The organism is Halostella sp. PRR32, assembly GCF_034808085.1.
Lineage (GTDB): Archaea > Halobacteriota > Halobacteria > Halobacteriales > Natronoarchaeaceae > Halostella > Halostella pelagica.
On the sequence record NZ_JAXHGL010000005.1, the window covers coordinates 140,382 to 155,638 of the forward strand.

The window sequence follows — 15,257 nt, forward strand, 5'->3', positions numbered from 1 at the left end:
TTCTCCCGTATAGTAGCGAAATAAACCACTCATACTCATGAACATATGACAACAGCAGCCCTCGGCGAGTCGGGTGTCGGCGAGTTCGGCCTCGCCGACGGTGAGATCGTCACGGCGAGCACGTCGGCGACCGGCCACGGCACCGCACAGACCCGCGCGACAAGCACAGTCTCGGCCTCGGTGGGACGCGATGACGCCGCGCTCGGTGAGTCGGGGCTCGGCGAGTTCGGTATCGGCGACGGGACAGCCCCTGCTGTCGGCGCGGGGATCGCCAGCGCCCGCGCCACCGGCGTGTTCGGCGGCACTGCCGACGCGACCGGCACCGGCGAGGCGAGCGCACTCGCGACGCGGTCGCTGTACTTCACGGCGAGCGCGTCGGGCCAGGGGGCCGCAACAGCCGCTCCCGTCCGGAGCAAGATCGGTGTTGCCGACGCGACCGGCCGAGGCCACTGGATGGCGCGGGGCGTGGCAGTCCGCAAGCCCTGGACGATTGGCGGCATCGTCGCCGAGGCGCTGGTCGACACGCCGACGCCGACACTGACGCGGGGCGAGACCGCGGAGCTGTCGTTCCTCTTCGACGACGATGACGAAACGCCCGACGATTACCGACAACGGTACGATTCGCTGCGGGCGTTCGCCGACTACGCGAACGATGACGACGCGGTCGCCACCGGCCTCGACGACCGCGGGCGGCCGTGGTTCCGCGAGCGCGTCCCCTCGGATGCGCCGGTCGATAGTCTCCTCGTCGAGGTCACGCCGAACCACCGCATCCCCGACGTGGAGCCGTTCTGGGCGGTCATCGTCAGCATCGAAGACCAGAGCACGCCGCCGACGGACTACCGTCAGTTAGACTTCGAGTTCTTCATCCTCGGCACGGTCGCCGAGTACGGCACCGAAGCGGCAGTCCGCGACGCCCTCGAAGTCGATGTCTCGTACGACGTCGGCGGCATCGTCGGCGATGCACTTGCCGACCCGTCGGCCCCGACGCTCCAGCGTGGCCAGGAGATCTCGCTCACGCTGGAGTTTGCCGAAGGGAACTTGCCGACCGAGTACAACGCAGTCCGGGATTACCTCGCCTACCCCCAGGCCGTCACGACCGGCACGACCGACCAGGGCGTCCCGTGGTTCCGCGAGCAACTGCCGTCGATCGCCCCGGTCAACAGCCAACTCGTCCAGGTCTCCCCCAGCGCTCGCTCCGGCGCGGGCTTCGAGGACTTCTGGGCGCTCATCGTCGGCGGGAGCGAGGCCAGCACCGCGTATCCCAACCGCCGCGCCGTCGACGTCTCGCTGTTCGTCCTCGGGACGACCGCCGAGTACGCGACAGAGACTGACGTCCGCAACGCCCTCGAATCGGAGGTGATCTGATGGCGGCCGGCTACCGCATCCGACTCAAGCAGGGCGGCAACAGCGTGACGATCAGCCCGGACGATATCGCCAGCATCGCACTCCCTCGCGAACACACCGTCATCAACTCGTGGACGGCGACCGTCCCGCCGTCCCGGTCGCTGGAGGACTGGCGTCGCGCCGAGGCGTTTATCGACTACGTCGACACGGACGCTAACGTCGAGGAACTCATCTACCGTGGCGTGCTCGACTCAGTCCAGACAACACTCGGGTCGGAGACGCGCCTCCAGGGCCGGACTGTCGAGTATAAGTTAGAGCGCGGTGGCGATTCGATCCACTACCAGGCCGAGCGCGTCGACGACGCACTGCGGGACGCCTGGAGCCGGACGCCGTTCGACGCGACGGTGCTGGACCCCGACGTTCGGACGGTCCGTTCGGGCACGGTCGTTCAGGATGCCACCACGGCGTCAGAGCTGTTAGAGGTCTTTTCAATACCTGACGAGACGCCGGCGAAGGTGCACCTCTCCGGCGATTACCTCCATACGACGCAGACGTGCTGGACTCAGGAGGGCGAAAATGCAGATCGGATGAGCGGTGCGACGACAGACCCCGACGCGAAATCGACGTACAGCGGCGGCCAATGCGCCCGCCTTGACGATCTTGGAGACTCCGCCGAATGGGATTTCTCTGTGGACCACACGATCCCAGGCAGTGATTTCGGTGTGTCTGTTCGCGACGACGAAGGGACGGACGGGATCAATGGTGTCCAGTGGTACGTGATAATTGATGGGACGAGGCACGACATCGACCAGTCGCAATCTGGGAGTTCCATCATACTCAGTTGGTCCGAAGTCGGAGACGGCAAGTATGACACCTCTGCAGGGTATGATGGCGGCGATGTCCCTTCGGGGACGCACACCCTCGGCGTCGAATGCGTCGACGGAGGAACCTCAAGCGAGTGGTACCGCGTCGACGTCGTCGCCCCGTACGACAAGCGATTCAACTATTTCTGGGACAACGACAACGGCGGCAGTGGCGGGTATCTCGACGGCCCGGAGACACACCCGGATTCGGTGACGGTCAAAGGGGCCGTCGAAGGGTCTGAATGGAACATCCCCGCCGCGAAGTTGGACATCTCGATCGACGACGCCAGCGGCTCGCAGGCGCTGGCAATGACCAACGACGGGGGCGCGAACTGGTCGGAGTCGTCGAACACGTCGTTGCTGTCCGTCGACTTCACGACAGTCGGGACGACGATCCAGGGGCGAGTCACGCTATCCCGGTACGGAAGTCGGACGACAGCCACTCCGCAACAGGGGTTCAAGAGCCAGCGCGTTTCATCCTGGACGCTGTCGATCGACGAGAACGACCTGCCCGTCATCGACGACTCTGAGTTCACTGGCAGTTATTTCGAGATCCTCCAGCAGCTCCATGAACGCGGTGGCTATCTCTGGACAGTCGACTTCGCGGAGGCCTCTCTACCAGTCACGTCGGCCCAGCCCGGACAGCTCTCGGGGAGTGCCGACTGGACGCGTAACGGCGACCCGCAGGTCGGGTTCAACGACCGGGCGTACGCGAACGTCGTGACGGTGTTCGGTGCAAAAGACGACACCGGCAATCGCCTGACAGTGACAGCTAAAGACGACGACGAGATCAGCGCCGTCGGGGAAGAGATCCCCGCACCGCCGCTGTTCGAGACATCGGTGAGTAGCGAGGACGACCTGAAGAACATCGCGCGCTCCGAGTTGGGGTCGCGTGTCGCCGAGGACCAGATCGAGGCCTCGGTCCCGATCGTGCCGCGGGCGATCGCGCCGGGGCGCACCTACCAGGTCCCGGCCGCGGACGGCAAGGAAGTCCTCCTGGAGAGCGTCCAGTTCACGGCCGGCGGCGGTAATCTCTCCGGGACACTGGAGTTCGGAGCGCGCTCGTCGCTGTCGGGGATCATCTCCGGCGTTCGCAGCGAGGTTCGGCGGACGAAAGAGGGGCTCTGAGCCGGTGTCGTCGGGTGGCGAAGTGTATGGGTTGGCTTTGCCCAACCCCTCACTTAGGAGTACAGTTATACTTCTATAGATATATTCAGCCAGTTATGGGATTATTTGGTTCCGACTCCGACCCAGACAAAATTGACGAAGAATGGCGGTGTGAACCACAAGGCGACTACGTCACGCAGCCGCGAATCGACAAGGTCAAAGACATCCTCGACGACGGCGAGAATATCTACTACCTTGGGCGCGGAGGGACCATCGACGTCGAGGGCTCTTCGGCCGGATCGTCGCTTTTCGGAGACGATCGCTCCCGGAAAAGCGGGACCAAAGGGTATGTCCGCACCGTAATCGCCGACGACCGGATCGTGGTGAAGATCCCGCAGTTGACGGGGAACGACGAACGATCCGTGCCGTATCGAAACATCACCAGTGTCGACCTCGACACTGGCCTCGTCAACAAACGGCTTTCGCTGCAGACGCCCGGGCAAACGTACCACATTCAGATAACCGAACCCGGGAAGGACGAGGTTCGCGAGATGATGAAGTTCATTCGGGGCAAAATGGAGGAAGCCAGCAAACCCGATACCGCCGTCGTCGAATCCGAACCCGACCCTGTCGATCAGATCGACAAGCTCCGCGAACTCAATGAGAAGGGTGCGCTAAGCGACGCAGAGTTCGAGGAGAAAAAACAAGATCTCTTAGATAAAATCTGATTCTGGCAGTGTCGGGTTAGCTATCGAACGACCCGGCCGAGTCGATCCGGTGAACCACGATGTCGCAACTGTCGAACTCGCCCCGGGCGTTTTGCTCGGCGGACTCTTGCCGGCTCTCGTTTCCGTCGGCCCCTGCCTGTGCGGCGTCGTCGAGATGCTCACTCCCGGCGGCCATCGCGTTGGCGACACAGACTGCCTCTTCGGCGATATCCGAAAACGGATCGGACCAGTCGGCGTCCCCGAACTCGCCGGCGAGACTATCGAATGACGTTGCCGCGTCGTAGAACCCCGCCGAGGCGGACTGGTAGTCCTCGCCGTAGTCCGAGACGGCGGTGCTAAATGTCTTCAGAGCACCGCCGAACTCGTCCAACAGGTCGCCGAGGGTGTCGCACTGGCCGATCTCGTTTTCGATCTGGTCGAGTTTGGCGTTGTAGTCCTCCGACGAGAGACGGTCTATCGCCGACATGTCCTCGGGGTCCGAGTCGTCGGCGATGTTTGAGAGATTCTCGTCGACAGCGGCAGCGTTATCGTTGAGGGTGCTCGTCCGCGCCCCGGCCGTGCCGTGGTCCTCGTCGAGCGTGGCGTTCCAGATCTTCACGCAATTCCCTCGCGCCGAATTGAGCGCGTTGTGGCCCGAGGCGAGCCACCAGACGAACCAGTGCGTCCCCCACGATGCAGCGAGTCGGTCCTGTTGCCCGTCAGAGAGCCCGTCCGCATCGTCGACAGATCGGAGCAAGTCGCGGGCGTCGAGCAACGGACTCCGGATCGCGTCCACGTTAACCCCGACGCTCGCGTCGACCTCGTCCATGCGCCCCATCGGGCGGTAGCTGCTGATATACTCCTCGACGGCGTCCTCCAGCAGCCCTGCGGCCTCGTCAAGGTCCTGTCTGGCCGACTCGTTGATAGCCGCCGTGACGGATAGCTCCGTTTCGGCGTCGTATTCGGGAAGGCGGATGAGCAGCGCCACGGGCTCGTCGTGTGAGCCGGTGTCCGAATTCCACGTCGCGGTCTCGCCGGCGGGGGCGTCCAGCGACAGCTCGCCGGATTCGAGCGTGTCGCCAGTGTCGGCGTCGACGACGTCGACGGCCGTCTCCAGCGTCCCGTCCTGGCCGCCAGTGTTTCGCGCAGTGACGGCGAACGTGAACTCCTCGCCCGTCTCGACCGATGACGGGGCGTCGATCGAGACGATCTCGAACGCCGCCGGTTCGGCGGCCGTCGTCGCCGTGTTCTCGGTGGTTGCCGTTTCCGTCGTGGGGTCTGTCGTGGTGTCGGTCGGCGCAGTCGTGTCGGTCGGGGCGTCGTCTGACTCGCCGGAGGACGAACAGCCGGCGAGGACCAGGGCCGACAGCGCGAGGTATCGGCGGCGTTGCATATCCTCGTACTTTGGACACGTCCGTGATAAGTCCCCGGGCAGAACAGTCTCGCTGGTCGATGTGATCGGTCAGCGGTGCGAACAGCGGCCGTTGACGTGCGCTTCACTCGGTGTCTGGGGTCGCAAGAAGTCAGGAGCCCAGCCGGATGGGTGTCCCGCAGCGTCATCGTTACCCTCTGTCGTGGGTAGTGTCCGTCCGTGCTAACGGATTCGAGTCCGTTTGGGTGGCGTAGACGAACCACGCCAGCCCGATCAGGAACAACAGGGTGAATCTATACACGCCGTAGTATAGCGAGATCCCAACCCCGAAAACTCCGTTAAGCAGCCCGAGACAGGCCACTACCCGTAGTGCCGTCTGGCACGCACCGCCTGCCGGTGGCTCACTCATCGTCAGTCATCGCCTCACGGGCCGCCTTGAGTTTCCCGAACCGCCCCGTCGATCCGCCGGTGTCGGGATGCCCCTTCAAGTCCTTCACCTGCGCGCGGAACGCGGCCTCGACGATCTCGTCGGGCGCGTCGGGGGAGACGTCCAGAACCTCGTGTGGCTCTTCCTCGAGGACATCCTCGTCGCTCGGCGCTGGCGGCGCAGCGACAGCGTCTTCGTCGCCGGGCGGGAGTGCCTGCGTCGCAAACTCGTCGTTGATCGTCTCGACACCGTAGCGTTCGAGCGCCCGCTTGGCGTCGAGGTAGCGCGCGATCGCCTGGCCGTTGTCGCGGGGGTTGTCCCAGCGGTCGCAAGGGACCGCGAACTGCTGGCCGTCACGCTCGAACCGGACCACGACGCCCGGATCGTCGAACCCCGAATTCGCGTACGGCTTGTTCGGGTTGCGTTGCTGGTGTTCCGCGCCAGTGTCCAGCTGGACGTTTCTCGTGTCCATCCGACGGAGTTCTTCCAGGATGTTGTCGAACGCCTCGCTGCGCGTGACGCGAAAGCCGTGGGGGTAGGGTTCGCGGTCGCTCGGGTCGGTGCGGTCGAAGCCGTCGGGCCAGTCGAGTTTTCTCATGGTTTTAGGCATCGTTGTTATCTTCTCGTGGATCTTGGTTTAGCCGCCAGAAGGCGGTTGGTTCGTGGACGTACTCAATGCACTCGGCAGCAAACAACCGGTCGAGGCGCTTCGTCACTGTCGGGCGCGTGCTCCCGATCTCGTCTACGATGTAACCGGTAGTCGCGTAACCGCCAGTGTTGACGAAGACATCAAGCACCGCCCGCATCGTGTCGTCCATCTTCACAGCCATTTGGTGATTCATGCGACTACCACGTGTTTAGTACCCGCCGCTACTCCTTATCTTTACTGGTAGTAGTACTATAGACCTTTACGGTCCGTTAAGACTAAGTGGGTGGCGATAGAAGTAACTCATGTGAAGCGCGGGGCGCTCGGGAGAAACTCCCCGGGCCGGTGTCACAAGCACCGACCCGCGCTTCCGGAAAGAAGCACTATGAGTTTGCCACAGAACGCCAATAACGGTTCCGGTGACGACGCCCCTGTCGCCCGGACCACGACCGAAGTCAACGGCATCGAAACGAGAGAGATAGACACTGACGCAACCGTCGCGAGACTGGACGGTGCGCGTGCGATGGTACACGAGCGAGATGCCGACGCCCCGTACTGGCGCGGCCAGCGGCTCCCCGCGACGATCGACGCCCCGCGGAAACTCGTCGACGACCACAGTCGCGTTCGCGTCACGTTCGACCGCTACGACCGGAGTGATGTCGTCCCGGTCGGCATGGTCGCCGCCGTGCTGGACGGCGAGCGCGTTCTCGGCGTGGACCAGACCGGCGACCGCCACATCTGGGACCCCGTCGACAACGTCGTGCGTGTCTACGACGACGCCGGCGAGGTCGATCGCGAGGTCGACCAGGACGAGCCCGGCAAGGACGTCCGCACTTGGACGGCGTACGTGGCCGACCGCCGTGGATGGGCGCGGACCGAGGGGGACGACCGATGACCGACGTCGACGAGAAGGTGGAGCGGACGGACGTCGGCGTCTCGGTCGAGATAGAGATGAAACGCGGGAGCGGCACCCGCGACCAGGACAAGATCAAGGCGAAGGTGAAAGCCGAAACGCTCGGCGAAGCGAAAGCCGACCTGGACGAGCTGAAACCGTACCTCCGCGAGTACGCTGACGACCTGCGGGCGATCCAACCCACGGAGGATGATGACTGATGGTGCAACGCCGCCAGACCCACGAAGCGGCCGGGGAGTTCGTCGAGGAGTTCGCTGACTATGACGAGGAGTTCGACTACCACCAGCGACTCGTCGCGGACGAACAGTTCGGCGTCATCGCGTTTCAGCTGTCCACGCTCGATGTTTACGAGGGCGAGTTCGAGGGTCACGTCGGGACGTTCGCCGGCGGCGCGCGGGAGAAGCTCAAACTCGCGCTGGAGGAGCGTGCCGCGCAACTTCGTGAGGAGGGCGACGGCGAATGACGTTTCAACACCGACTCCAGTACGCCGGGTCCGATCCGTACCAGCCCGAGCGTGACCGCGAGGATCTGACCCACCGCGAACGCGAGCAACTGGAGCAGGACGAGACGTACCAGCGCCTCGCCGAAGTGCGCTGGCTCGCGGACGAACTCGAACGCGAGGTCGCCGGCAACGCCGAAATCGCCGAGGAGACGCGCGCCAACCTGTTCCGCGCGGTCGCGACCGACGATGCGCCGCTCCAGGACGCGGTCGAGGAGTACGTCGACGCGTGGGTCGCTGAGTATCGTAACGCGGAGGGCGACGATGAGTGAGGGCCTGACCGTCGAGTGGTCGGGCGAGCACTGCCGGCGGCGGATGCGATTCGAACGTCGCGATGCGGGCGGCTGGGAACGTGTCGAGGAGCGACGAACGGAGGGGAAGTGGCGATTCGTCGGGTCGGAGATCGTCGCCGGCCTGGTCGTCGAGGACAACGCCGATGTCGCGACCGACTGCAAAGCGGCGGAGGTGTTCCGAGGGCCATGACGCACGCCTGCGACACCTGCGGCCGGGAGTTCCCGACGCAGCAGGCGCTGGCTGGGCACCAGAACGTGGATCATGACAAACCCTGGACCGACCGAGAGGTGTTGGTGAAATTGTATGCCGAGCAGGGGCTGACGATCTACGAAATTGGCGATAAACTGGGGTGCAGTGGCCGGGCCGTCGCAGATTGGCTTGAAAACCACGGGATAGATCGGCGGGAAGCAGCCGAACGGCCCGGGGACCACGCCGATGAGGAGACGCTCCGTGAGCTGTATCTTGAGGAAGAGATGTCAATGGAGTCCATCGCCGATCAGTTTGGATGTTCGTCATCGACGATCGGGTACTGGCTTGCTGAATTCGATATCCCCACTCGAGACCGTCACGAGAAGATGGTCGAACGGTTGTATCGTATCCCGCCCACGTTCTTCACCGATCATAACGGATACGAACGCTGGCAAGGCGGGACGAGCGAGGGACACTATACTGTGCAAGCCCACCGGCTGTTGGCAGTTGTCGAATATGGACTGAGTGAGATCGAGGGGAAGGACATCCACCACAAGAATCAGATCCCGTGGGACAACCGACCAGAAAACATCGAACCAGTAACGCGCTCTGAACACATCAACAAACACATCGATTCAGAATACGAATGGAGGCCCAATTATGAATGACGAAGACCCATTATCGTTCACCCACCCGACAACCCAGTTCCGCTTGTTGCGCTCACACAGCCCGCCGACCGTCGACGGGTTCCCACTCGAAGCGCTCACTGGCGAGGTCGAGTGCATGGCGTGCGGGTCGTCGGCCATGAACGTCGACGAGATCGATCACGACGACGAGTGCGACCAGGCGGACGTTCACTCGCGGTACTGGCGCGAGACGCACTGACGGACGAGTTCTTTTTGTCTTAACCAACACCGGCGAGTGGCGACGCTGCCGTGTTGGTTAAGGATTTTCGCCAGTGGTTCTCCCGGAAGTGGCAACCTGCTTTAAATACTGTCAACCCGTCAGCGCTTTACATGATTATCAAACCGGAGGTCTTCGAGGACCAGTTTGTCCCCCGGCAACTCCCCCATCGCGATGGCAAGGTCGAGCAACTCTCGCGTGCGCTCAATCCCGCCCTCCGCGGCGAGCGCCCGCTCGACGTCCTGCTCACCGGCCCCAGCGGGGTCGGGAAAACCGTCCTGGCGCGCCACACCATCGGTCGCCTCCAGGAACAGACGGCCGTTCATCGCACGTACATCCGCTGTCTCGGGCTGGAAGCACGGGGTATCCTCCGGACGGCCCTCCGCAAGCATCCAGGCGGCCCGAAAGCGGTCGCCGAGGACGCAACGACCGAGGCCCTCCGCAACGAGCTGCGCGACTGCGTCGACGGGCCCTACATCCTGGTGCTCGACGAAGCGGATGGTCTGCCGGATACTGCCGCACTTGATCATCTCGACCGGATCCCCGAGATCTCGACCGTCATCATCTGCCACGACGTCGAAGACTGGCAGGCCCGACTCGGCAACTCCACGACCCGGTTTCGGTCGGACGACACTGTTCGCCTCGAACGCTACACCGTCGACGAACTGGCCGATATCCTCGAAATTCGCGTCCGGGAAGGGTTGTCGGGGACGGTCCCCCGGAAGCGCCTCGAACACATCTCCGACACGGTTGCCGGCGTCGCTCGCGACGGGATCCAGACGCTCAAGGCGGCGGTCGAGCGAGCGCAGGAACAGGGCCGTTCGGAGCTGACTGATGATGACGTCGAGGACGGATACGAGCGCGCTCGGACGCGCATCCGGACATCGAATCTGTACTCGCTCCCGTTTCACCATCATTTGCTGTACGCGATCATTCATAGTGCCGGGGAGATCAAGGCCGGCGCGTTGCACGACCGATACGAGGCCGCCGAGGACCGGTATCGGGGTCGGGACCTGATGCCACTCACCCCGCGGGCGCGTCGGAGCAAGCTCTCGAAGCTCAAACGCTACGGCTTGATCGACTGGACGGGCGACTCGCGGCACCGGGTTTATCGGGTCCAAGATGAGGCGATCGCACCGCAGATCTCCATCGAGTCCGTCTCGGCGTGATTCGCGATGTCTAACGCCACTACGTTCTACAACACTACCCCCTTTCAGGGTAAATGTACAAATGTACATTGAGTGTGGAAATGTACATTCTAGTGTGGGATCCCCCTCCGAGTGGTTGTTAACATGTTAACAATGAGTTGAATTGTTAACAACGACTTGTGTCGGGGGCGCGCTGGAATCCCATTCAGTCAGCCGTCATCGTCGGAGGGTTCTGATTTCCCTCATCCGCCTCATCGCGTTCAAGCCGTTGGTCAATCGCTTCACGGACCCATTCGCTGAGGGAGTCGCCGTATTCTAACTGATCCTCGATCCGTTTCTTTTTCTCTTCATCAACACGGACGCCGATGTATTCCTTCTCTGCCATTGCTGTTTAATCGTTTAACCCGTCCACAGTATAAGGGTAGCCCCAAGGAACGCCGTTTCTGTGAAAGTGTTAAACGGTGAAACAGCGTTAACTATTTAACACAGTGCTTGTTAAACACGTGTGTGTCAGAGAAAGAGGGTGACTTGGAGTTCATCGGGTTCCGGGCTGAGAGTCAGCTTGACAATGAACTCCGGGACCTCGCGTACGAACACAAGATGACGAAGTCAGAGTTGCTTCGCCAGGTCTGCCAGTACGGCGTTGACCACATCGACCAGATCCTCAACGGCGACAGTGAAGCCGAACCCGCCGACGCGTAGCCGAGACGCACCGCTCACGAACTAACGACGACCGGCCCGCGCCCCCACGCGAGCCAGCAAAGGACCAGACAACGTATGCAAATTCACCCCCAGCAGGTTAGTAATAGACCTGCTACGACCGGACGACGCCGAGTAAGCGCCACTTACCAGGAGCGGAAATCCTCCCGGAAGTTCAATCCTGCTTTTTATACCCAGGCATCAAATCACCGATCAGGTTCGCGGCTACCTCCGAGCGCGCCAACACTGACCAAAGCCCGGCGCGCCCGGCTACCGCGGCCCCCAGCGCGAGCAAACACACGCACCAGACTGAGGACGATGACCACAACGAGCTCCAACTACGATAAAGATCCGGACCTACGCGACGAGTATAGTTTCGACCACCCGTGGCCCTGGCAGGTCGCCGATATCATGCGCGACCTCGCCGACGACGACCTGACGCCCGCGGAGATGGCCAGCGCGATGGGGTGTCATCCGAACACCATCTACCGCTACCTGGACAGACACGGCATCGGTCTCAACGAGGTCGGTGCGTGATGTCGGCCGACGAGTTCCGCGCCACGGTTGACAGCGCGCTCGAAACGGCAGTCGCCGGCGACGCCGACCTCGATGAAGTCGAGGCGGTACTGGAGGACGCACGGAATCGCGTCGGCGAGGTCCGGACGATCCGGGGTGACGACGCATGAACGCCCGCCGGACGCCGCGCGAACGCCGCGTCACCTCGCCCGAGAACTCGTGCATCGAGTGCGGCAAGGGCGCACACAATCATCGCTGTGGGTGTTGCAGCCTCCCGCTGTGTTCGATGCACAACGAGGTCCAGGGCGGCTTTTGCTCGGGCTTTACCGGCGTCCACGATGTCCCGGGGTGTATCCTGTGGGGCGAGACGTTCGTCGCGTACACCGCGGCGATGGACGCCGACGAGATCGACGTCTGCGTGACCCAGACCGGCGACGACCAGCCCGATATCTGGCACATCGTCGATGACGATGCGAACCCGCTCTGTCCCGGGGAGCCCATCGGAGAGACAGAGCCGACGACACTGCGCGACGTCGGCGAGCGTGCCGCCCGGCTCTGCACGGACTGCGAAGAACGGGCCGTCGAGATCGTCGCAGAGCGCGACGGAGGTGACGAGTGATGGCGGTTCGAGTCCGTGTCGACGGCGAGGAGTGGGAGTGTAGCAACGACGAAACCGCCGAGTACGACGCGATCCACACCGCCGCTGGCGCTGTGCTGGCGGGGGCGACCGAGGTCCAAGTCATCAACACCGACAACGGGGAGGAACGATGAGCATGGCAAGCGACTCCCGTGCGCCGAACAAGCGCGTCGGCGAGCGGATCGAAACCGCCATCGCCCGTCGCGTGCCGGCGCTGGGGCTTGTCCCCGACGACGTCGCCGAACACTACGATGCTGTCGCGACCACGACCATCGACGCGCAGACGCTCCCGATGGCTGGGGCCTGTTTAGTAGAGCGCGGGACGAGTGTTGAGATCAAGTCGGCCGCACGCTCGTACGCGGACGGGCAGCGCGGGCGGTTTTACGTCCGCGCAAAACAGCACGCTGAGTTGCTGACTATGGGGGGGGTCTACCTGTTCGCCGTCCGCGACCGCGACGACGAATCGGCGATCCACGCGCTGAAGGCCATCCCCGCGTCGCTGGTCGACGAATTACTTCCGTCCTGGCTCGACGGCGGCCCCGGGCGCGCCGAGTACGCGCAGGTCTCGTGGGGCCGGCTGTTCGAGGCCGCGGAGGTCGGTTGTGATGAGTGACGCCGAGTACGCCGATGAGGCGGGCGACGTCATCTCGATCTACCAGTGTCCGGACTGCAACGAGGACCTCCGCGTCGAGTTCCGGGAGAACGTCCCGGCGCACATGATCGGTCTGGCGTGCCCGAACGGGTGCGTCGGCCTGCCGGTTCGGATCCGCGACGCCGCCCGCCTCGACGAGACGTTCGGGACGCGTCAACCCTGGCGGTGCTTCGAGTGCCGCGAGGAGATCCTCGTCGACGACCCTCCGGAAACCGAGAACGGATGGCCGCTCCATCCCGGCGAGTGCGACGAGACGTATCGTGACGACGTTCGACGGCTCAGGGCCGTCGGGGGTGAACCGCATGAGTGACGCCGACGAGCGCGTCGGCGCGACCGCCGCGGAGCTCGGCATCGGCGACGACCTCGACCACATCGAGGCGCTCTGTCGCGATGTCGCCGACGCACTCGCCGACCTCGACTGCGCGGAGGCGGCCGTCGGCGCGCATCTGGCCGCCCGCATCGTCGAGGACCTACAGGGCCGACGGCTGTTGCTCGGGAGCTACCGCCAGTTCCTCAGCGACGTCGACGACCATCTCCAGACTGCCGACGACCGCATCCCGTTGTGTCCGAGCAAGCTGCGTGACGCGCGGCAACTCATCTGGGGCGTCCTCGAAGCGCGCCGGGGCGAGCCGATCGTCCGCCGCGAGCGCATCAGTCGGTGCGCACGGCATCACGAGACCGTTATCGGGGACTGCCCCGACTGCATCCCGGGTGGTTCGCGATGAGGAAGCATTTCTACCTCATCACGGAGCACCCGAACGAAGACAGGGTCGGTCAGATAGAGGTGACGAGTCAACGGAAGACACCGAGTTCGAAGAACGAGGAGACCGCCTGCCACAAGATGCGGTTCGACGAAGAGCGGGAGTCCATCGAGGATCGGTTCACGCAGATGAACGTCAGCATCGGCTACTACGACTTCGAAGACGAGGACGGCTACCAAGAGCAGGCGTCCGACGTGGTTCAATCCAAACTGGAGGAGATCGACGAGGAACACCTTCGGAAGGCGGGACTTGACCCCGAGGAGGTGTTCGCCGATGCCTGAGAGCGATACTGAGCGCGTGATGGTCGATATCGAGACGCTGGGTCTCGAACCCGGGTCGGCTATCCTCAGCATCGGCGCGGTGACGTTCTCAGAGAACGGACTCGGCGACGAGTTCTACCGCGAGATCAGCCTCGAATCCTGCCAAGAAGCGGGCCTCCAGATCGACGCGGACACCCTCGAATGGTGGCTCAGCCAGGACGAGGCTGTAACCGGGGTACTGACCGGTGGCGACTCGCTTACCGATGTTCTGGGATCGTTCTACTGTTGGTTCCCCAACGGCGCGGAAGTGTGGGCGAACTCGCCGTCGTTCGACTGCAAGCATCTGGAAGCAGCCCTCGACGCGGCCGGGATGACTGAACCGTGGGAGTTCCGCGACCAACGGGACGTTCGCACGCTTCGGTCGCTTCCCTGTGCTGCGGAGGTCGAGATGAATGGGGATGAGCATGACGCCCTCGACGACGCAAAGTACCAAGCCCGGATTGTGAGTGAGACGCTTCGCTCACTACGCACGGTAGCCCCACAGGACGGTGAGTCGCGATGACTCGCCACACCCCAACAGCGAGCGACATCCGCGGGGCGATCCTCCTGCTGGTCGCGTTCTTCGTGCTCGTGTTCGGCGGCTCACTGGCCTACGTGCTGGGGGTGCTCTGAGATGGCGGCCAGCCAGTCCGACCCGGTCGGCCGCTACGTCGAGACAATCGACCCGACGCCACAGCGCACCTATCGCCTCCAGCGCCCGGACCAGCACCACGTCGAGTGGGGCTGTCCTGACTGCCCCGGCCGCCAGGGCGTCGCGGTCGTCACCCGCCGCGACGCTCGCGACGGCGCGGCCGTCGAGGCGTGGCTTCGCTGTCCCGAGTGCCAGTTCGCCCGGCAGTTCCGCCTGACTCATCACGCTCTCCAGCGCTGGCGCGAGCGCGTCGGTCGCCCCGTCCACGCGCTCCGAGCGCTCGTCGAGGGCATCCACGTCGGTCGGCCACATACCGACCAGCCCGCGCGGATCCATCCGCCGACGGCGGCGCTGCTCCCGGTCAACATCCACGGCGACGAGGTCGTCGCCCGGACGGTCAAGCGCCCCATCTACGGACGCGGTCGGTTGGAAACCGGGCATCTTGAGCGCTGTCGGGCGTGTCGACAGGCGTTCGACCCGGCGCGGACGGCGGCCTGTCCGTGGTGTCAGGTCAGTATCGACTATCAGACAGCTTCAACGGAGGAACAGGTATGATCCCCCAATTCTATAATAGCGACATATGGTTTATGAGACAGTACAGCACCACCGCACGGGCGGTGGGTTTATCA

26 protein-coding genes are annotated in these 15,257 nt (G+C 63.6%); 22 read left to right on the plus strand and 4 right to left on the minus strand.

Features of this window, described 5'->3' with window-relative positions; all coding sequences use genetic code 11:
* The first annotated feature begins 45 nt into the window (after positions 1-45).
* The 3 genes from SM753_RS16335 to SM753_RS16345 are packed head-to-tail and all read left to right on the plus strand — an operon-like array spanning position 46 to position 4,042.
* A complete protein-coding gene (locus SM753_RS16335; protein WP_323192423.1) occupies positions 46-1,365 on the plus strand; it encodes a hypothetical protein in 1,320 nt (439 codons plus the stop codon).
* Positions 1,365-3,335 carry a hypothetical protein gene (locus SM753_RS16340; RefSeq protein WP_323192424.1) on the plus strand — a complete coding sequence of 657 codons (1,971 nt, stop codon included), beginning with the start codon at positions 1,365-1,367 and terminating at the stop codon, positions 3,333-3,335. The genes SM753_RS16335 and SM753_RS16340 overlap by 1 nt, the downstream gene beginning before the upstream one ends.
* Positions 3,336-3,361: 26 nt before the next feature.
* Positions 3,362-4,042, plus strand: a complete 681-nt coding sequence (locus tag SM753_RS16345) for a PH domain-containing protein (protein WP_323192425.1) — start codon at positions 3,362-3,364, stop codon at positions 4,040-4,042.
* Positions 4,043-4,058: 16 nt separating this feature from the next.
* Here SM753_RS16345 and SM753_RS16350 read toward each other — a convergent pair whose 3' ends face one another.
* The 3 genes from SM753_RS16350 to SM753_RS16360 all read right to left on the minus strand — a co-directional run bounded on the left by SM753_RS16350 (position 4,059) and on the right by SM753_RS16360 (position 6,662).
* Positions 4,059-5,414 carry a hypothetical protein gene (locus SM753_RS16350; RefSeq protein ID WP_323192426.1) on the minus strand — a complete coding sequence of 452 codons (1,356 nt, stop codon included), beginning with the start codon at positions 5,412-5,414 and terminating at the stop codon, positions 4,059-4,061.
* Positions 5,415-5,794: 380 nt separating this feature from the next.
* Positions 5,795-6,418, minus strand: a complete 624-nt coding sequence (locus SM753_RS16355) for a J domain-containing protein (protein WP_323192427.1) — start codon at positions 6,416-6,418, stop codon at positions 5,795-5,797.
* A gap of 4 nt (positions 6,419-6,422) precedes the next feature.
* Positions 6,423-6,662: a hypothetical protein gene (locus SM753_RS16360; RefSeq protein ID WP_323192428.1), complete on the minus strand. Its 240-nt coding sequence runs from the start codon at positions 6,660-6,662 to the stop codon at positions 6,423-6,425.
* 189 nt (positions 6,663-6,851) lie between these two features.
* On the opposite strand from SM753_RS16360, the gene SM753_RS16365 reads away from it, so the two are divergent.
* The 8 genes from SM753_RS16365 (at position 6,852) to SM753_RS16400 (ending at position 10,433) form a co-directional block, all read left to right on the plus strand.
* Positions 6,852-7,361: a hypothetical protein gene (locus tag SM753_RS16365; RefSeq protein ID WP_323192429.1), complete on the plus strand. Its 510-nt coding sequence runs from the start codon at positions 6,852-6,854 to the stop codon at positions 7,359-7,361.
* Positions 7,358-7,579, plus strand: a complete 222-nt coding sequence (locus tag SM753_RS16370; protein ID WP_323192430.1) for a hypothetical protein — start codon at positions 7,358-7,360, stop codon at positions 7,577-7,579. Before SM753_RS16365 ends, SM753_RS16370 begins: the two co-directional genes overlap by 4 nt.
* Positions 7,579-7,842 (plus strand): hypothetical protein, encoded by a 264-nt coding sequence (locus SM753_RS16375; RefSeq protein ID WP_323192431.1) that lies wholly within the window; start codon positions 7,579-7,581, stop codon positions 7,840-7,842. The genes SM753_RS16370 and SM753_RS16375 overlap by 1 nt, the downstream gene beginning before the upstream one ends.
* Positions 7,839-8,150 carry a hypothetical protein gene (locus tag SM753_RS16380; RefSeq protein WP_323192432.1) on the plus strand — a complete coding sequence of 104 codons (312 nt, stop codon included), beginning with the start codon at positions 7,839-7,841 and terminating at the stop codon, positions 8,148-8,150. Before SM753_RS16375 ends, SM753_RS16380 begins: the two co-directional genes overlap by 4 nt.
* Positions 8,143-8,361 carry a hypothetical protein gene (locus SM753_RS16385; protein WP_323192433.1) on the plus strand — a complete coding sequence of 73 codons (219 nt, stop codon included), beginning with the start codon at positions 8,143-8,145 and terminating at the stop codon, positions 8,359-8,361. The genes SM753_RS16380 and SM753_RS16385 overlap by 8 nt, the downstream gene beginning before the upstream one ends.
* Complete coding sequence (locus tag SM753_RS16390) at positions 8,358-9,029, plus strand: helix-turn-helix domain-containing protein (protein WP_323192434.1); 672 nt, start codon at positions 8,358-8,360, stop codon at positions 9,027-9,029. Before SM753_RS16385 ends, SM753_RS16390 begins: the two co-directional genes overlap by 4 nt.
* Positions 9,022-9,246 (plus strand): hypothetical protein, encoded by a 225-nt coding sequence (locus tag SM753_RS16395; RefSeq protein ID WP_323192435.1) that lies wholly within the window; start codon positions 9,022-9,024, stop codon positions 9,244-9,246. Before SM753_RS16390 ends, SM753_RS16395 begins: the two co-directional genes overlap by 8 nt.
* Positions 9,247-9,377: 131 nt before the next feature.
* Positions 9,378-10,433, plus strand: coding sequence for a Cdc6/Cdc18 family protein (locus tag SM753_RS16400; protein WP_323192436.1), 1,056 nt, complete (start codon positions 9,378-9,380; stop codon positions 10,431-10,433).
* Between the two features lie 184 nt (positions 10,434-10,617).
* On the opposite strand, the gene SM753_RS16405 is transcribed toward SM753_RS16400, so the two are convergent.
* Positions 10,618-10,797 carry a hypothetical protein gene (locus SM753_RS16405; RefSeq protein ID WP_323192437.1) on the minus strand — a complete coding sequence of 60 codons (180 nt, stop codon included), beginning with the start codon at positions 10,795-10,797 and terminating at the stop codon, positions 10,618-10,620.
* A gap of 122 nt (positions 10,798-10,919) precedes the next feature.
* Here SM753_RS16405 and SM753_RS16410 point away from each other — a divergent pair, with 122 nt between their 5' ends.
* From SM753_RS16410 to SM753_RS16460, 11 genes are all read left to right on the plus strand, one after another.
* A complete protein-coding gene (locus tag SM753_RS16410) occupies positions 10,920-11,114 on the plus strand; it encodes a hypothetical protein (RefSeq protein WP_323192438.1) in 195 nt (64 codons plus the stop codon).
* Positions 11,115-11,429: 315 nt separating this feature from the next.
* Positions 11,430-11,648, plus strand: a complete 219-nt coding sequence (locus tag SM753_RS16415) for a helix-turn-helix domain-containing protein (protein ID WP_323192439.1) — start codon at positions 11,430-11,432, stop codon at positions 11,646-11,648.
* Positions 11,648-11,797, plus strand: coding sequence for a hypothetical protein (locus SM753_RS16420; protein ID WP_323192440.1), 150 nt, complete (start codon positions 11,648-11,650; stop codon positions 11,795-11,797). The genes SM753_RS16415 and SM753_RS16420 overlap by 1 nt, the downstream gene beginning before the upstream one ends.
* Positions 11,794-12,246 (plus strand): hypothetical protein, encoded by a 453-nt coding sequence (locus tag SM753_RS16425; RefSeq protein ID WP_323192441.1) that lies wholly within the window; start codon positions 11,794-11,796, stop codon positions 12,244-12,246. Before SM753_RS16420 ends, SM753_RS16425 begins: the two co-directional genes overlap by 4 nt.
* Complete coding sequence (locus tag SM753_RS16430; protein WP_323192442.1) at positions 12,246-12,398, plus strand: hypothetical protein; 153 nt, start codon at positions 12,246-12,248, stop codon at positions 12,396-12,398. The genes SM753_RS16425 and SM753_RS16430 overlap by 1 nt, the downstream gene beginning before the upstream one ends.
* A gap of 2 nt (positions 12,399-12,400) precedes the next feature.
* Positions 12,401-12,877, plus strand: coding sequence for a hypothetical protein (locus SM753_RS16435; RefSeq protein ID WP_323192443.1), 477 nt, complete (start codon positions 12,401-12,403; stop codon positions 12,875-12,877).
* Positions 12,870-13,226, plus strand: a complete 357-nt coding sequence (locus SM753_RS16440; RefSeq protein ID WP_323192444.1) for a hypothetical protein — start codon at positions 12,870-12,872, stop codon at positions 13,224-13,226. Before SM753_RS16435 ends, SM753_RS16440 begins: the two co-directional genes overlap by 8 nt.
* The gene (locus SM753_RS16445) at positions 13,219-13,641 is read left to right on the plus strand and encodes a hypothetical protein (RefSeq protein ID WP_323192445.1); all 423 of its coding nucleotides are present in this window, start codon (positions 13,219-13,221) and stop codon (positions 13,639-13,641) included. The genes SM753_RS16440 and SM753_RS16445 overlap by 8 nt, the downstream gene beginning before the upstream one ends.
* Positions 13,638-13,958, plus strand: a complete 321-nt coding sequence (locus tag SM753_RS16450) for a hypothetical protein (RefSeq protein WP_323192446.1) — start codon at positions 13,638-13,640, stop codon at positions 13,956-13,958. Before SM753_RS16445 ends, SM753_RS16450 begins: the two co-directional genes overlap by 4 nt.
* The gene (locus SM753_RS16455) at positions 13,951-14,499 is read left to right on the plus strand and encodes a 3'-5' exonuclease (RefSeq protein ID WP_323192447.1); all 549 of its coding nucleotides are present in this window, start codon (positions 13,951-13,953) and stop codon (positions 14,497-14,499) included. Before SM753_RS16450 ends, SM753_RS16455 begins: the two co-directional genes overlap by 8 nt.
* 111 nt (positions 14,500-14,610) lie before the next feature.
* Entirely contained in the window at positions 14,611-15,183 is a 573-nt protein-coding gene (locus SM753_RS16460) for a hypothetical protein (RefSeq protein WP_323192448.1), read from the plus strand.
* Positions 15,184-15,257: the final 74 nt, after the last annotated feature.

Coding starts and splice junctions, on each gene's coding strand:
- SM753_RS16385 (WP_323192433.1), top strand. CDS start 8,143: ATGAGTGAGGGCCTGACCGTCGAGTGGTCGGGCGAGCACTGCCGGCGG.
- SM753_RS16450 (WP_323192446.1), top strand. CDS start 13,638: ATGAGGAAGCATTTCTACCTCATCACGGAGCACCCGAACGAAGACAGG.
- SM753_RS16390 (WP_323192434.1), top strand. CDS start 8,358: ATGACGCACGCCTGCGACACCTGCGGCCGGGAGTTCCCGACGCAGCAG.
- SM753_RS16420 (WP_323192440.1), top strand. CDS start 11,648: ATGTCGGCCGACGAGTTCCGCGCCACGGTTGACAGCGCGCTCGAAACG.
- SM753_RS16425 (WP_323192441.1), top strand. CDS start 11,794: ATGAACGCCCGCCGGACGCCGCGCGAACGCCGCGTCACCTCGCCCGAG.
- SM753_RS16375 (WP_323192431.1), top strand. CDS start 7,579: ATGGTGCAACGCCGCCAGACCCACGAAGCGGCCGGGGAGTTCGTCGAG.
- SM753_RS16455 (WP_323192447.1), top strand. CDS start 13,951: ATGCCTGAGAGCGATACTGAGCGCGTGATGGTCGATATCGAGACGCTG.
- SM753_RS16460 (WP_323192448.1), top strand. CDS start 14,611: ATGGCGGCCAGCCAGTCCGACCCGGTCGGCCGCTACGTCGAGACAATC.
- SM753_RS16400 (WP_323192436.1), top strand. CDS start 9,378: ATGATTATCAAACCGGAGGTCTTCGAGGACCAGTTTGTCCCCCGGCAA.
- SM753_RS16380 (WP_323192432.1), top strand. CDS start 7,839: ATGACGTTTCAACACCGACTCCAGTACGCCGGGTCCGATCCGTACCAG.
- SM753_RS16445 (WP_323192445.1), top strand. CDS start 13,219: ATGAGTGACGCCGACGAGCGCGTCGGCGCGACCGCCGCGGAGCTCGGC.
- SM753_RS16345 (WP_323192425.1), top strand. CDS start 3,362: ATGGGTTGGCTTTGCCCAACCCCTCACTTAGGAGTACAGTTATACTTC.
- SM753_RS16360 (WP_323192428.1), bottom strand. CDS start 6,662: ATGAATCACCAAATGGCTGTGAAGATGGACGACACGATGCGGGCGGTG.
- SM753_RS16430 (WP_323192442.1), top strand. CDS start 12,246: ATGGCGGTTCGAGTCCGTGTCGACGGCGAGGAGTGGGAGTGTAGCAAC.
- SM753_RS16335 (WP_323192423.1), top strand. CDS start 46: ATGACAACAGCAGCCCTCGGCGAGTCGGGTGTCGGCGAGTTCGGCCTC.
- SM753_RS16435 (WP_323192443.1), top strand. CDS start 12,401: ATGGCAAGCGACTCCCGTGCGCCGAACAAGCGCGTCGGCGAGCGGATC.
- SM753_RS16405 (WP_323192437.1), bottom strand. CDS start 10,797: ATGGCAGAGAAGGAATACATCGGCGTCCGTGTTGATGAAGAGAAAAAG.
- SM753_RS16440 (WP_323192444.1), top strand. CDS start 12,870: ATGAGTGACGCCGAGTACGCCGATGAGGCGGGCGACGTCATCTCGATC.
- SM753_RS16395 (WP_323192435.1), top strand. CDS start 9,022: ATGAATGACGAAGACCCATTATCGTTCACCCACCCGACAACCCAGTTC.
- SM753_RS16355 (WP_323192427.1), bottom strand. CDS start 6,418: ATGAGAAAACTCGACTGGCCCGACGGCTTCGACCGCACCGACCCGAGC.
- SM753_RS16365 (WP_323192429.1), top strand. CDS start 6,852: ATGAGTTTGCCACAGAACGCCAATAACGGTTCCGGTGACGACGCCCCT.
- SM753_RS16340 (WP_323192424.1), top strand. CDS start 1,365: ATGGCGGCCGGCTACCGCATCCGACTCAAGCAGGGCGGCAACAGCGTG.
- SM753_RS16350 (WP_323192426.1), bottom strand. CDS start 5,414: ATGCAACGCCGCCGATACCTCGCGCTGTCGGCCCTGGTCCTCGCCGGC.
- SM753_RS16415 (WP_323192439.1), top strand. CDS start 11,430: ATGACCACAACGAGCTCCAACTACGATAAAGATCCGGACCTACGCGAC.
- SM753_RS16370 (WP_323192430.1), top strand. CDS start 7,358: ATGACCGACGTCGACGAGAAGGTGGAGCGGACGGACGTCGGCGTCTCG.